This window comes from Mycobacterium nebraskense (genome assembly GCF_002102255.1).
In the GTDB taxonomy this organism is placed as follows: Bacteria; Actinomycetota; Actinomycetes; order Mycobacteriales; family Mycobacteriaceae; genus Mycobacterium; species Mycobacterium nebraskense.
In genome coordinates this window covers 99043-113842 of the sequence record NZ_LQPH01000151.1, presented here as the reverse complement: position 1 = coordinate 113842, position 14800 = coordinate 99043, and the positions used below count along the sequence as shown (strand labels likewise).

The following is a 14800-nucleotide window of genomic DNA, read 5'->3' as shown; positions in this document are numbered from 1 at the left end:
TGGGTTGACACCATGGTGTCGCTCAGAGCAGGCTTGAGCGGGGTTCACTCAGCATAGTGGCACCAAAGAAGCTCTACTCAATCAGGAGGAATCACTATGGCTCGTGCGGTCGGTATCGACCTCGGGACCACCAACTCCGTCGTCGCAGTTCTCGAGGGCGGTGACCCCGTGGTCGTCGCCAACTCCGAGGGCTCACGGACGACCCCGTCCGTCGTCGCGTTCGCGCGCAACGGCGAGGTGCTCGTCGGCCAGCCCGCCAAGAACCAGGCGGTGACCAACGTCGACCGCACTATCCGTTCGGTCAAGCGGCACATGGGCACGGACTGGTCCATCGAGATCGATGACAAGAAATACACCGCCCAGGAGATCAGCGCCCGGGTGCTGATGAAGCTGAAGCGCGACGCGGAGGCGTACCTGGGTGAGGACATCACCGACGCCGTCATCACCGTGCCGGCGTACTTCAACGACGCCCAGCGGCAGGCGACCAAGGAATCCGGCCAGATCGCCGGCCTGAACGTGCTGCGCATCGTCAACGAGCCCACCGCCGCGGCGCTGGCCTACGGCCTGGACAAGGGCGAGAAGGAACAGACCATCCTGGTCTTCGACCTGGGCGGCGGCACCTTTGACGTCTCGTTGCTCGAGATCGGCGAGGGCGTGGTCGAGGTCCGCGCCACCAGTGGTGACAACCACCTCGGTGGGGACGACTGGGACGACCGCGTCGTCGAGTGGCTCGTCGACAAATTCAAGGGCACCAGCGGTATTGACCTGACCAAGGACAAGATGGCGATGCAGCGGCTGCGTGAGGCCGCCGAGAAGGCCAAGATCGAGCTCTCGAGTTCGCAGAGCACCTCGATCAACCTGCCTTACATCACCGTCGACGCTGACAAGAACCCGCTGTTCCTCGACGAGCAGCTGACCCGCGCCGAATTCCAGCGCATCACACAGGATCTGCTGGACCGCACGCGTCAGCCCTTCCAATCCGTGATCAAGGACGCCGGCATCTCGGTTTCCGAGATCGACCACGTGGTCCTGGTGGGTGGTTCCACCCGCATGCCCGCGGTGTCGGAGCTGGTCAAGGAGATGACCGGTGGCAAGGAGCCCAACAAGGGCGTCAACCCCGACGAGGTGGTGGCCGTTGGTGCCGCGCTGCAGGCGGGTGTCCTCAAGGGCGAGGTGAAAGACGTTCTGCTGCTTGATGTTACGCCGCTGAGCCTGGGTATCGAGACCAAGGGTGGCGTGATGACCAAGCTCATCGAGCGCAACACCACGATCCCCACCAAGCGGTCGGAGACCTTCACCACGGCCGACGACAACCAGCCGTCGGTGCAGATCCAGGTCTACCAGGGTGAGCGCGAAATCGCTTCGCACAACAAGCTGCTCGGCTCCTTCGAGCTGACCGGCATCCCGCCGGCTCCGCGCGGCGTCCCGCAGATCGAGGTCACTTTCGACATCGACGCCAACGGCATCGTGCACGTCACGGCCAAGGACAAGGGCACCGGCAAGGAGAACACGATCAAAATCCAGGAGGGTTCCGGCCTGTCCAAGGAGGAGATCGACCGGATGATCAAGGACGCCGAGGCGCACGCCGAGGAGGACCGCCAGCGCCGCGAGGAGGCCGACATCCGCAACCAGGCCGAATCGCTGGTCTACCAGACGGAGAAGTTCGTCAAGGAGCAGCGTGAAGCCGAGGGTGGGTCGAAGGTTCCCGAGGAGACGCTGTCCAAGGTCGACGGCGCGATCGCCGAGGCCAAGACAGCCCTGGGCGGCACCGACATCTCCGCGATCAAGTCGGCGATGGAGAAGCTGGGCCAGGAGTCCCAGGCGCTCGGCCAGGCCATCTACGAGGCCACCCAGGCCGCGGGTGGGCAGGCCGGCGGCGAGCCCGGGGGCCCGTCCGGCTCCGCCGATGACGTCGTGGACGCGGAGGTGGTCGACGACGACCGGGAGTCCAAGTGACCGAAGGCAATCCACAGGAGCAGGTGACCGTCACCGACAAGCGGCGGATCGATCCTGTGACCGGTGAAGTACGGCACGTCTCGCCCGGCGCAGCGCCGGGCGAGACGGCGCCGGGGGAGTTTGCGGGTGAAAGCCCGGAGGAGGCCGGCAAGGCGGCCGAGTTGCTCGGCGATCTGCAGCGGGTCCAGGCCGACTTCGCCAACTACCGCAAGCGTGCGCTGCGCGACCAGCAGGCCGCGGCGGACCGGGCCAAGGCCACCGTCGTCAGCCAATTGCTGGGCGTGCTCGACGATCTCGAGCGGGCGCGCAAGCACGGCGACCTGGAGTCCGGCCCGCTGAAGTCGGTAGCCGACAAGCTGGACGGCGCCCTGGCCGGACTCGGTCTGACGGCGTTCGGCGAGGAAGGCGAGGACTTCGACCCGGTGTTGCACGAAGCCGTGCAGCACGAGGGCGACGGCGGCGACGGCTCCAAGCCGGTGATCGGCACGGTCATGCGGCAGGGTTACAAACTGGGCGACCAGGTCCTGCGGCACGCTTTGGTCGGCGTCGTCGACACGGTGGCGGACGAGGGTGCCGCGGCGGCCGCGCCGGTCGAATCGGACGATAACCCCGGCGCATCCGGTGAATAGACCACAGAATCAGCACAACAACAGAACAGAAAGGTGAGAGGGGGTGACGCGACATGGCCCAGCGAGAATGGGTCGAAAAGGACTTCTATAAGGAGCTGGGCGTCTCCTCTGACGCCAGTCCCGAAGAGATCAAACGCGCCTACCGGAAGCTAGCGCGCGACCTGCATCCGGACGCCAATCCCGACAATCCCGCCGCCGGCGAGCGATTCAAGGCGGTGTCGGAAGCGCACAACGTGTTGTCGGATCCGGCCAAGCGCAAGGAGTACGACGAAACCCGCCGCCTGTTCGCGGGCGGCGGTTTCGGCGGTCGCCGGTTCGACACTGGTGGTTTCGGCGGGTTCGGTGCCGGCGGTGACGGCGCAGAATTCAATCTCAACGACTTGTTCGATGCCGCCGGCCGAAGCGGCGGCGCCAACATCGGTGACCTGTTCGGCGGCTTGTTCGGGCGCGGCGCCAGTGCGCGTCCCAGCCGGCCGCGACGTGGCAACGACCTGGAGACCGAGACGCAGCTGGATTTCGTCGAGGCCGCCAAGGGTGTGGCAATGCCGTTGCGGCTGACCAGCCCGGCGCCGTGCACCAACTGCCACGGCAGTGGCGCGCGGCCGGGCACCAGCCCGAAGGTGTGCCCCACCTGCAACGGTTCCGGCGTGATCAGCCGCAACCAGGGCGCGTTCGGTTTCTCTGAGCCCTGCACCGATTGCCGGGGCAGCGGCTCGATCATCGAGCACCCCTGCGAGGAGTGCAAGGGCACCGGGGTCACCACCCGCACCCGCACCATCAACGTGCGGATCCCGCCCGGCGTCGAGGACGGGCAGCGCATCCGGCTGCCCGGACAGGGCGAAGCCGGGTTGCGCGGGGCCCCGTCGGGCGACCTGTACGTGACGGTACATGTGCGGCCGGACAAGGTGTTTGGCCGCGACGGCGACGACCTCACCGTGACCGTTCCCGTCAGCTTCACCGAATTAGCTTTGGGTTCAACGATTTCGGTGCCCACGCTGGATGGCAAGGTCGGTGTCCGGGTGCCCAAGGGGACCTCCGACGGCCGCATCCTGCGGGTGCGCGGGCGGGGCGTCCCCAACCGCAGCGGCGGTAACGGGGACCTGCTGGTCACCGTGAAGGTCGCCGTACCGCCGAATGTCGAGGGCGCCGCGCAGGAGGCGCTGGAGGCGTACGCGGCCGCCGAGCGGGCCAGTGGGTTTGACCCGCGGGCAGGATGGGCAGGTAATCGCTGATGGCGAAGAGTTCACGGGAAGAATCCCGGACGTTCCTGATCTCGGTGGCCGCCGAGCTGGCCGGCATGCATGCCCAGACACTGCGTACCTACGACCGCCTCGGCCTGGTCAGCCCGCGCCGCACTTCCGGTGGGGGACGGCGTTATTCGGAGCACGACGTCGATCTCCTGCGCGAGGTGCAGCGGCTGTCCCAGGACGAGGGAGTCAACCTGGCCGGCATCAAACGCATCATCGAGCTGACCAACCACGTCGAGGCGTTGCAGGCGCGGGTCCAGGAGCTCACCGAGGAGCTGGCGCAAATGCGCGCCGGCCAGCGTCGCGATCTGGCGGTGGTGCCCAAGAGCACCGCCGTGGTGGTGTGGCAGCCGCGCAGAACGCGCGGCCGCTAAACGCGAATCGAGAACTGCGCGACCGCAGGCTCGCCCGGCCGCGCGCATCGGTAGCCACCGCGGCGCAGGGCGTCGGTCGGCGCGGTCATCGGCTCGAAGCACACTATTTGCTCGGCCGTGGGCGCAAAGATCTGCGTCGCCGGATACCCCCGCTCGAAGCGCACCTCCAGCCGGCGCCCGCCGCCGGATACCGCGAACACCGCGCCGTCGGGCACCTGGTCGTAGGCATCGTCGAAAGCCTTGTCGCCCAACACCTCCTCGCGCGCCGGCGCGGGTCCGGACGCACCGGTCGGCAGCCCGCGGCCGTCGAGCAACAGATGCCGCAGCGGTGGTGTCTGAATGACCCACTCGCCGCGGGCCACGCCCGGCAGGCGCAGGTAGGGGTGAAAGCCGAAACACAGCGGGACCGCCGTGTCGCCGGTCGCGCTCACCGTCGTGCGCACCGTCAGCGTCCGCTCGGCCAGCCGGACCGCCACCGCCAGCACATGCGGATAGGGGAAGCTGGCCAGCAACTGTGGGTCGGCGGCGAAATCCAACTCGGCGGTCAGCTCGTCGTCCGACTCGGCGGTCACCCGCCAGCGCGGGTAGCCCGCCAGGACACCGTGGATCGGCAACCCGTTGGGGTCGGCACGGACACCGTTTTCGCCCGGCGTCACCGTCGCCGTCACGCCTTCGGCGGTATAGGTGTTCTCGCCCAACCGATTCGCCCAGGGATACAGGATCGGGATCCCCATCGTCTTGCCCGCCGTCACGTAGGCGTCCAGCCCGCGCCGTTGCCCCAGCAGCTCCACGCCGGCGTCGCTCAGCGAGGTGCCGATCATGCCCGCCTCGGGCACGAACTCCGCGGCCACCGACGATGCCGGGTCGCGCAGGGTGACGACACGCATGCTTACCTCCACAGTGGGTCGTGCTGAATATGTTCCGGCGGAGCGCCTTTGGCGATCAGGGCGGCCTTGGTGGCGCGCACCATCGCCGGTCCGCCGCAGATCAAAATCTGCCGGTCACCCCACCCGCCGTATTTGGTCACCACGTCGGGCAGACGGCCGGTCTGCCGCACGTGCAGGCCGCGCGGCGGCGTGACGTCGGGATAGTCGGCGGCCCACGCCGGGTCGGCGCCGTACTCCGAGACCGGCGAGACCGACAGCCACGGATTGTGGGACGCGACCTGCCACAGAGTCGGCAGGTCGTAGAGCTCGCAGCGGTAGCGGGCGCCGAAGAACAGGTGCACCCGCGGGTTCACCGCGTACCGGCTGAGGTCCATGATCAGCGCCCGCAATGGTGCCAGGCCGGTGCTACCGGCGACCATCAGCACGTCCTCGCCCTCCCGGTCGACCCGCAGGCCGCCGTGCGGGCTGGACAGCCGCCACCGGTCTCCGTGCCGCGTCTCGTTGACGATGGCGGTGCTGACCAAGCCGCCGGGCACCACGCGGATGTGGAACTCGATGCCGCCGCCCGGATCCGCCGGAATGGCGGGGGACAGGTAGCGCCAGCGGCGCGGGCATTGCGGTATCTGCACATTGACGTACTGGCCGGCGTGATAGTCCATCGGGCGGTCGAGCTGCAGTCGGACCACCGCGAGATCGCGGGAGACCCGCATGTGCTCGACGACCGTGCCGTCCCACCAGGCGGGCCCCTCGTCGGCTTCCGCGGCGCCCCGCATCACGCCGGTGATCAGGTTGAGCGACTGTTTGGCCGCGTCGTCGACGGTGTCGGTCCAGGCATCGCCGAGGTACGCCCGCAACGTCGACAACAACACGCGGTGCAACGTGTCGTAATGCTGTGGCAGCACACCGTATTTGCGGTGATCGCGGCCGAGCTGAGCGAGAAAGGCGACCGGTTCCTGCGCGCGCTGGGCGACGAGTTCGCCGTACACCCAATGCAGGGCGTGCGCGAAAGCGGTCCGCTGCCCACCCATTTCGGGCGGGAACAGGTCGCGTACCGAGACGTCGAGGCCGAACCAGTGGGTGTAGAACCGGCGGACGAGTTCGTTGCCGGGCCCCGACTCGTCCTGCGCGAAGGCATCGCGCAGCACTCGCAACGCATCCCGGTCCTCGAGCCCCACGGGGCCCGATTCTAGGCCCGCCGCGCGCCGGCAATCCCGATCAGCACGGCCGCGGCGGCCACCCAGCCGCACAGCACGAGGCTGGCGGTCGTCGCCCCGGCACCGGAGAAATACGCCGTCGAACGCAACAGTGTGGCGTTGGCCCCCTGCGGCAGCAGTTGACCCAGCGCGCCCCACCCGGATGGCAGCATCTCCGGGGCGCTCATCAGGCCGGACAGCGGGTTGCCCAACAGCATGGCCACCGCCACCGCGCTACTCAGGCCCACCCGGCCGAACAGCGCGCCCAACCCCAGCGTCGGCAGCGCCATGGCCAGCGTGCCCAGCGTGAGTCCGGCGGTCACGCCCCAGAAATTCTGGTCGACCGACCCGAGCACGTAGCGCAGCAACATGGCGATGGTCACCGCGACAACAACCGAAAAGGCGCCGGCGACAGCGCAATTCAGCCACGGCCGACGCGGAAATGCCAGCAGCAGCACGATGGCGGGCAGGATCCCGGCCAGGGTGAGTGGCAGCGCGGAGGCGGCCAGGCCGGTGCCGCGCGGATCGTTGGCCGGCAGCGGGGCCAGGTCTTCGGTGTGCAGCGGTGCGCCGGCGTGTTGCGCGACTTGGTTGCCGATCTGCGTCAGCAGCTGGGCCACTGTCGGGCTCGCCCCGGACGCGAGCAGCAGGGTGGGGCCGTCGGGGGTGACGACCAGGCCGCCGTAGTCGTCGCGGTTGCCGATCGCCGACCGCAGCGCCGCCTCGTTCGGGTAGCTGGTCACGGCGAAGCCGCCTGGAGCGGCGGTGTCGAGCTGGCTGTTGATCAGCCCGGTCACCAGGCCCGGTCCCACCAGGCCGATCGGTATGTGGTGTGGCTTGGAGCGCGCCGCCGGCAGCGCGGAGGCGACGCAGATGATGGCCACCGCCACCGTCATCGCCGCGACGAGGCCGGTCGCCCGGAACAGAGGCAGCGGGCGGCGGTGGCGTGCGGGTCTGCCGGGCTCGGTAAGTGGCTGCGTGAGCATGCGCGACACTCTTTTCATCAGTGGATGAAATATGACGATGCGAGCGTAACGGCGCGGTTCGATATTTTCAACAATCAATGAAATGATACTGTCGTCGTATGCCGCGACCTGCTACTTCTCCATCGGGGATGCAAAAGCGCAGGGGCCGCCGCCAGGGCGAGCCGGTGTCGAAGGACGTGGTGCTCCGCGCGGCCAAGCAGCGCTTCGCCGCCCAGGGCTACGAGAAGACGACGCTGCGTCAGGTCGCCGATGACGCCCATGTGGACGCCGCGATGGTGCTGTACCTGTTCGGTTCCAAGGCCGAGCTGTTCCGTGAGTCGATGCGGCTGGTCTTGGATGCCGGCGTGCTGGTCGCCGCGATGACCGACGGCCCGCGCGAGGACATCGGCATCCGGTTGGTGCGGGCCTATCTGCGGATCTGGGAAGAGCCGGAGACCGGCCCGACCATGGTCGCCATGCTGCACTCGGCGATGCTGAATTCCGACGCGTACGAGGCCTTCCGCGATTTCATGCGCGGTTATGTGATGGCGGCCATCTCCGGCGTCCTGGGCGAGGGCCCCGACACCGTGCTGCGTGCCAACCTGGCCGGCACCAACCTGGTCGGCACCGCGTTGTTCCGCTACGTGATGCGGGTGGGCCCGCTGGCCGACCTTCGCACCGACGAGGTCGTGGGGCTGATCGCGCCGAGCGTGCAGCGCTATCTGACCGCGGACGCGGCCGAGCTCGGCCTGCCGGCCGACTATCGGGCGTGACGGACTCAGCCCTGCTTGACGGTGTTGGCCGTTCCGGCGTTGGCGACGTTGGGTGAGCCCCAGTGGAAGGTGACCGCGTTGCCGGTCCCGGATGTGCTCACCGCGTCCGCGCTGTCGACCACGACGCGGTTGCCCCGGCCCGAGACGCTGACGCTGGTGCAGTGGCCGGTCACGGTGACGGTGTTGGTCTGCCCGCTGATCGACAGGTAGCCGCCGTGGCAGGGGATGGTCTTGGTCGTCCCGGTGCCGTTGACCTGCAACGTGCCCGACTCCGGGACGGTCGCCGACGGGCCGCCGCCGACCAGATCGGCGTGGACTCCGGCCCCCGACAGCCCCGCCAGGGCCACCAGCGCGCCGGCGACGATGGTCAGCGAGAAGGCGACGGAAACCCGACGGGGCGTCGCGGCGCGCGTGCCGTCGGCGAGGGTGGCGTCGGCCCGGTTCTGATGCTGCCCAACCTGCGTCATTGTTACGGGGTACCCGGTAACGCCATATTGGCCAAAACTCGTTAGAGTTGAGCGGAACACACTCAACCTTGACGGCGTTGAACAACGCGACAAGCATTCTGGTCCTACCCCGAACGGAGGCGTCGTGGACTCTTTCAACCCGACAACCAAGACGCAAGCGGCGCTGACCTCGGCGCTCCAGGCGGCCTCGGCCGCCGGTAACCCCGAGATCCGCCCCGCGCACCTGCTGATGGCCCTGCTGACGCAGGCCGACGGGATCGCGGGACCGCTGTTGGAGGCTGTCGGCGTCCAGCCCGCGACCATTCGCACCGAGGCGGAGCGCCTGATCGACCGCCTGCCCCAGGCCAGCGGCGCCAACTCGCAGCCCCAGCTGTCTCGCGAATCGCTGGCCGCCATCACCACCGCCCAGCAACTGGCCACCGAGATGGACGACGAGTACGTCTCGACCGAGCACTTGCTGGTTGGTCTCGCCACCGGCGATTCGGACGTCGCCAAGCTGTTGACCGGCCATGGCGCCTCACCGCAGGCCCTGCGCGACGGCTTCGTCAAGGTCCGCGGCAGCGCCCGCGTGACCAGCCCCGAGCCGGAGGCCACCTACCAGGCGCTGGAGAAGTACTCCACCGACCTGACCGCCCGTGCCCGGGAAGGCAAGCTCGACCCGGTCATCGGACGTGACAACGAGATCCGCCGCGTCGTGCAGGTGCTGTCCCGTCGCACCAAGAACAACCCGGTGCTGATCGGCGAGCCCGGCGTCGGCAAGACCGCGATCGTCGAGGGCCTGGCCCAGCGCATCGTGGCCGGCGACGTGCCGGAGAGCCTGCGCGACAAGACCGTCGTCAGCCTGGACATGGGCTCGATGGTGGCCGGCGCCAAGTACCGCGGCGAGTTCGAGGAGCGGCTCAAGGCGGTGCTCGACGACATCAAGAACTCCGCCGGGCAGATCATCACCTTCATCGACGAGCTGCACACCATCGTCGGCGCCGGCGCGACCGGCGAGGGCGCGATGGACGCCGGCAACATGATCAAGCCGATGCTGGCCCGCGGCGAGCTGCGGCTGGTCGGCGCCACCACGCTCGACGAGTACCGCAGGTACATCGAGAAGGACGCCGCGCTGGAGCGGCGCTTCCAGCAGGTATTCGTGGGCGAGCCGTCGGTGGAGGACACCGTCGGCATCTTGCGCGGGCTGAAGGACCGCTACGAGGTGCATCACGGCGTGCGCATCACCGACTCCGCGCTGGTGGCCGCGGCCACGCTGTCCGACCGCTACATCACCGCCCGCTTCCTGCCGGACAAGGCCATCGACCTGGTCGACGAGGCCGCCAGCCGGCTGAAGATGGAGATCGACTCGCGGCCCGTCGAGATCGACGAGGTCGAGCGCCTGGTGCGCCGCCTCGAGATCGAGGAGATGGCGCTGGCCAAAGAGGAGGACGAGGCATCCAAGGAGCGGCTGGAGAAGCTGCGCTCCGAGCTGGCCGACCAGAAGGAGAAGCTGGCCGAGCTGACCACCAGGTGGCAGAACGAGAAGAGCGCGATCGACGTCGTCCGCGACCTCAAGGAGCAGCTGGACACGCTGCGCGGCGAGTCCGAGCGCGCCGAGCGCGACGGTGACCTGGCCAAGGCCGCCGAGCTGCGGTACGGGCGCATCCCCGAGGTCGAGAAGAAACTCGACGCCGCGCTGCCCCACGCCGAGGCGCGTGACAACGTGATGCTCAAGGAGGAGGTGGGACCCGACGACATCGCCGACGTGGTGTCGGCGTGGACCGGTATCCCCGCCGGGCGGATGCTCGAAGGCGAGACCGCGAAGCTGCTGCGCATGGAAGACGAGTTCGGCAAGCGGGTCATCGGGCAGAAAAAGGCGGTGCAGGCGGTCTCGGATGCGGTGCGTCGCAGCCGGGCCGGGGTCGCCGACCCCAACCGGCCGACGGGCGCGTTCATGTTCCTCGGGCCGACCGGTGTCGGTAAGACGGAGCTGGCCAAGGCTTTGGCGGAGTTCCTCTTCGATGACGAACACGCGATGGTCCGCATCGACATGAGCGAGTACGGCGAGAAGCACTCGGTGGCTCGGATGATCGGCGCCCCGCCCGGCTACGTCGGCTACGAGTCCGGCGGACAGTTGACCGAGGCGGTGCGGCGGCGTCCGTACACGGTGATCCTGTTCGACGAGATCGAAAAGGCCCACCCGGACGTGTTCGACGTGCTGTTGCAGGTGCTCGACGAGGGCCGGCTCACCGACGGGCAGGGCCGCACGGTCGACTTCCGCAACGCCATCCTGATCCTGACGTCCAACCTCGGGTCGGGCGGCAACGAGGAGCAGGTGATGGCCGCCGTACGCGCCGCGTTCAAGCCGGAGTTCATCAACCGGCTCGACGACGTCATCGTCTTCCACGGCCTCGAGCCCGCAGAGCTGGTGCAGATTGTCGACATCCAGTTGGCCCAGCTGCAGAAGCGGCTGTCCCAGCGTCGCCTCACGCTGGAGGTGTCGCTGCCGGCCAAGCAGTGGCTGGCGCAGCGCGGGTTCGACCCCGTCTACGGCGCGCGGCCGTTGCGCCGGCTCGTCCAGCAGGCCATCGGCGACCAGCTGGCCAAGCAATTGCTGGCCGGCGAGGTGCACGACGGCGACACCGTTCCGGTCAACGTCAGCCCGGATGGCGACTCGCTGATTCTGGGCTAGTGGTGATCGCGAAGCGGGTCACCACCACTTGGGCTGAGTCGCCGGTAAGGGCCGCCGCCGCAGGTGTTTAGAACTGCACCTGCGGCGGCGCCTGCTGACCCTCGGGTGCCTGGTAGAACGGCCGCGTGTGCACACCCGCCAAGCCGGCGAAGAACATCCAGGGGATCGTGACCACCCGCTGGTTCAAACTGGCCGTCGCGTCGTTGTAGTACTGGCGCGCGAATGCCAACTGATTTTCGGTGTCGGCCAGCTGCTCCTGCAGCTGGGCGAAGTTGGTCGACGCCTTCAGGTCCGGGTAGTTCTCGGCGACGGCGAGCACGTTGCCGATCGCCCGGTCCAGCCGCCCCTGCGCCTGAGCCTTCTCGTCGACGGTGCCGGACGCTGCCGCCTGGGCCGCGCCGGCACGGGCGGCCGTGACGTCCTCGAAGACCGACTTCTCGTGCGCCGCGTATCCCTTGACGGTGTTGACCAGGTTGGGCACCAGGTCGGCACGACGAGTCAGTTGGACGTCGATACCGCCGAGCGCCTCCTGGGCTTTCACGTCGAGTCCGCGCAGCGAGTTGAACGCGACGACGCCGAGCATTACCAGCCCGGCCAGCGCGATCACGCCGATGATCACGATGACACCGATTGGCATATCCCTACCTCCTTCGGCCCAAGCCGGTCCGGTCTACCACGTACCCCCGCCACCGCCACCGCCGCCTCCCCAGCTGCCGCCGCTGCTGCTGAAGCTTGACCCGCCCGAGCTCGACGAGGAACTCTGCGAGGCGTTGTAGGCGCTGATCGATGCCGACACCGCGGAATCGAAGCTGGCGAATCCGCCGGGCGACGAGTAGAGCGTGGCCGGGCTGGTGTCACGGGGGGCCGGGTACCAGTCGGGGATCGGGGGCTCCGATCCCGTTGCGGCCCGGTACTTGGCGGCCCACGCCTCGGCGACGCCGAAGGCCACGGCGTACGGAATGTAGGAGACGAACAGGTCGCGGTGCGCGGAGTAGTCGAACCGGTCCTCGGCCGATGGTGTCGCCAACAGCCGCCGGAAGCCCGCCGCGCGCGACCACATCCGTCGTCCCGACGGGGTGCGGCGGGTGCCGACGCCGCTGGCGAGCAACCCGATGCCGCCGAGCGCGAACGCCGCGAACGGCAGACCCCACATGGTCCACGTGAAGGCTCCCGCGAACCCGACGATGGCCAGCACCAGGCAGGCGATGACCAGCAGCCGGCCGGCCCATTCCGCGCCGACAGTCACCATCAGTCCCTGGGTGCGGGCCCAGGATCGGCAACTGGAGACCAGTCGATCCGTCGCTTTCGACAGCTTCGAACCGGCGGTCTGGCTGCCGGTGAGGCTGAACTTCGCGCCGGCGGTGGTGACGCCCAGCGCGTCGCCGACCTCCCTGGTCACCGGGTCGGCGGCCGCCCACTGCTCGGGGGTGGCAAGGCCGGTAACGGTCCAGCGCGTGGAGCCGGCGCGGTCGAGGCGCACCAGTCGCCGCTCGGCCATATAGAGCAACGTGGCCACCAAGGCGTGGTCGCCGACGCCCTCGGTGACGATGTAGGCCGTCTGCGCGGGTCCGAGCCCGTCGGGCGGGACGTACAGCACCGGAGTCCCGGGGGACGCTTCGCGTGATCGTCGGTCCCACAGATATCCGCCCAGTGCGGCAAGAACTGACAACAGGGCCACCAGGCCGGCGGCCGGAAGCGACCGACTGAACGTCTTGTCGAAGCGCACGGTCCACGGCAGCGTCGCCCGGTGCGGAAGCGGCACCGGCAGATCTATCCGCACGGTGACCGGGTTCTGCGGCGGCAGACCCGCGGTGGTCACTGTGACGTGGTCGGTGCCGGCGCCCGTGATAGCGCACGGCGTCGCCCCCGTGTCGTCCGCGGCGCACTGCGTCGACCCGGACGGACCGGGAAGGTCGATACTCACGTGCGCGGCACCGATCCGCATCGTCCAGAAGCCGACCACGTTGTAGTAGAACGACGCGGTCGGCGTGGTCGAGTTGACCCCGGCGTGGTTGGTGAAATGTCCGGGCGCCGTCGGCGGCCGCACCAGTCCGCCGTCGACTGTGTAGCTGATCGCGTAGGTGTGCAGGCCAGGACTCACCGTCGCGTTGGGGTCGCCGATCCGCGCGACGTAGACGCGGCGGCTGTCACGCCACTCATAGCTGACCGGTACCGCGCGGTCGTCCATGGTGATGTCGCTGATGCTGGGGACCATCCGCGCGTGGGGGTCGGTGGGGTCGGCGACGGGGAAAAACCGGAAGATGCCGTGTCGGTTGGCGCCCAGTTGCACGGTGAGGACCTCGGTGGCCGCCACGTGTCCGTCAGCCGCCACGCGATAGGTCGCGGCATAGTCCTTGATCTCCGACTGCCAATCGACCGGGGCTTCGGTCGTCCCGGATCTGGAGCTGGCGCTTTGTTGAGCGAGAGGCCAGAACAAGCCGAGGCATGACAGGGCGATGAGCAGTGCCGAGAAGACCAGCTTCCCGGTGGCCGTGCGAACCGAAAACAAGCGGCGAAACGCCTTCATCGCAACGGGTTCCTCCAGATGCGAGCCGCCGGTGCACAGAACGCGGCGATTCTCGCACGAATTCGCACTGCTGCGGCCCGGAATCGGTGTCAGCGGGAAGTGCCGGCATCGCCGGGTCATCCGTCGGCCTCGCCGTCACGACCCTGATGCCCGGTTGTGACCTGGTCGGCTTCTGTATTCCTGCGCAATTACAGATACCCTGTGTGGGATGGTTCCCCTCTGGTTCACGCTGTCCGCGCTGTGCTTCGTCGGCGCGGGGGTGTTGCTGTACGTCGATCTCGATCGGCGCCGCGGGCGCAGCAGGCGCCGCAAGTCGTGGGCGCGGTCGCACGGATTCGACTACGAGCGTGAATCGGCCGACATCCTCAAGCGCTGGAAGCGCGGGGTGGTCTCGACGGTGGGTGACATCGCCGCCCAGAACGTCGTGCTGGGCCAGATCCGCGGCGAGGCGGTGTACATCTTCGACCTCGAGGAAGTCGCCACCGTGATCGCGCTGCACCGCAAGGTGGGCACCAACGTCGTGGTGGACCTGCGGCTCAAGGGCCTGAAAGAGCCACGGGAGAGCGACATTTGGCTGCTGGGTGCGATCGGTCCGCGGATGGTGTACTCCACCAACCTGGACGCGGCCCGGCGGGCCTGCGACCGACGCATGGTCACCTTCGCGCACACCGCACCGGACTGCGCCGAGATCATGTGGAACGAGCAGAACTGGACGCTGGTCGCCATGCCCATCACCAGCACCCGCACCGAATGGGACGAGGGGCTGCGCACCGTGCGGCAGTTCAACGACCTGTTGCGGGTGCTGCCGCCGCTGCCCGAGGAAACCCAGCAAGAGGCCGGCGCGCCCGCGGGGCCGCGCAACGCGTCGCCGAGCCGCCCGCTGGCGCCGGCCGGCCGCGCGGAGTTGCCGCCCCGGCGCGCGCAGCAAGACGTGGGCGGGCTGTTGGGTGATGCGTCTGCTCGCCGGCCGGCCGAGCCGATCCGCCGGGAGCAGCGCGGTTCGGACGCCGTTCGCCGCCCGCCGCCGGCCGGGCGCAACGGCCATCAGGCCACCAACTATCAGCGCTGACGGCGCGCCGGGCGCCGGGTGGGCGGCGCGACCGCCGTCATT

The 14800-nt window shown here is 68.7% G+C and carries 13 protein-coding genes; 7 read left to right on the top strand and 6 right to left on the bottom strand.

The annotated features are described in order from the left end of the window. Positions 1–96 precede the first annotated feature (96 nt). Genes dnaK through AWC17_RS22170 form a run of 4 tightly spaced genes read left to right on the top strand, consistent with a single transcriptional unit; the run spans position 97 to position 4206 of the window. Positions 97–1956 carry a molecular chaperone DnaK gene (gene dnaK / locus AWC17_RS22185; protein ID WP_047322805.1) on the top strand — a complete coding sequence of 620 codons (1860 nt, stop codon included), beginning with the start codon at positions 97–99 and terminating at the stop codon, positions 1954–1956. Next, positions 1953–2585: a nucleotide exchange factor GrpE gene (gene grpE, locus AWC17_RS22180; RefSeq protein ID WP_047322806.1), complete on the top strand. Its 633-nt coding sequence runs from the start codon at positions 1953–1955 to the stop codon at positions 2583–2585. Before dnaK ends, grpE begins: the two co-directional genes overlap by 4 nt. A gap of 53 nt (positions 2586–2638) precedes the next feature. Next, on the top strand, positions 2639–3817 hold the full coding sequence (gene dnaJ / locus AWC17_RS22175; RefSeq protein WP_046184166.1) for a molecular chaperone DnaJ: 1179 nt from the start codon (positions 2639–2641) through the stop codon (positions 3815–3817). Then, positions 3817–4206, top strand: a complete 390-nt coding sequence (locus AWC17_RS22170; RefSeq protein WP_046184167.1) for a heat shock protein transcriptional repressor HspR — start codon at positions 3817–3819, stop codon at positions 4204–4206. Before dnaJ ends, AWC17_RS22170 begins: the two co-directional genes overlap by 1 nt. Here the strand turns inward: AWC17_RS22170 and AWC17_RS22165 are convergent. The 3 genes from AWC17_RS22165 to AWC17_RS22155 are packed head-to-tail and all read right to left on the bottom strand — an operon-like array spanning position 4203 to position 7272. Continuing rightward, entirely contained in the window at positions 4203–5093 is an 891-nt protein-coding gene (locus AWC17_RS22165; protein WP_046184168.1) for an aldose 1-epimerase, read from the bottom strand. The genes AWC17_RS22170 and AWC17_RS22165 overlap by 4 nt on opposite strands. A gap of 2 nt (positions 5094–5095) precedes the next feature. Further along, a complete protein-coding gene (locus AWC17_RS22160) occupies positions 5096–6268 on the bottom strand; it encodes an FAD-binding oxidoreductase (protein WP_046184169.1) in 1173 nt (390 codons plus the stop codon). A gap of 11 nt (positions 6269–6279) precedes the next feature. Further along, on the bottom strand, positions 6280–7272 hold the full coding sequence (locus AWC17_RS22155; protein WP_141224719.1) for an ABC transporter permease: 993 nt from the start codon (positions 7270–7272) through the stop codon (positions 6280–6282). A gap of 98 nt (positions 7273–7370) precedes the next feature. Here AWC17_RS22155 and AWC17_RS22150 point away from each other — a divergent pair, with 98 nt between their 5' ends. Further along, positions 7371–8024: a TetR/AcrR family transcriptional regulator gene (locus tag AWC17_RS22150; RefSeq protein WP_046184171.1), complete on the top strand. Its 654-nt coding sequence runs from the start codon at positions 7371–7373 to the stop codon at positions 8022–8024. A gap of 5 nt (positions 8025–8029) precedes the next feature. Here the strand turns inward: AWC17_RS22150 and AWC17_RS22145 are convergent, their stop codons facing one another. Further along, positions 8030–8491: a DUF3060 domain-containing protein gene (locus AWC17_RS22145; RefSeq protein ID WP_046184172.1), complete on the bottom strand. Its 462-nt coding sequence runs from the start codon at positions 8489–8491 to the stop codon at positions 8030–8032. Positions 8492–8615: 124 nt separating this feature from the next. On the opposite strand from AWC17_RS22145, the gene clpB reads away from it, so the two are divergent. Further along, positions 8616–11162, top strand: a complete 2547-nt coding sequence (gene clpB / locus AWC17_RS22140) for an ATP-dependent chaperone ClpB (protein WP_085165086.1) — start codon at positions 8616–8618, stop codon at positions 11160–11162. A gap of 67 nt (positions 11163–11229) precedes the next feature. On the opposite strand, the gene AWC17_RS22135 is transcribed toward clpB, so the two are convergent. Both AWC17_RS22135 and AWC17_RS22130 read right to left on the bottom strand, forming a co-directional pair. Further along, positions 11230–11799: a LemA family protein gene (locus tag AWC17_RS22135; protein WP_046184174.1), complete on the bottom strand. Its 570-nt coding sequence runs from the start codon at positions 11797–11799 to the stop codon at positions 11230–11232. Positions 11800–11832: 33 nt separating this feature from the next. Then, the gene (locus AWC17_RS22130) at positions 11833–13689 is read right to left on the bottom strand and encodes a DUF2207 domain-containing protein (RefSeq protein WP_046184179.1); all 1857 of its coding nucleotides are present in this window, start codon (positions 13687–13689) and stop codon (positions 11833–11835) included. Between the two features lie 208 nt (positions 13690–13897). Here AWC17_RS22130 and ttfA point away from each other — a divergent pair, with 208 nt between their 5' ends. Continuing rightward, positions 13898–14758, top strand: coding sequence for a trehalose monomycolate transport factor TtfA (gene ttfA / locus AWC17_RS22125; protein ID WP_046184175.1), 861 nt, complete (start codon positions 13898–13900; stop codon positions 14756–14758). The last annotated feature ends 42 nt before the right edge of the window (positions 14759–14800 follow it).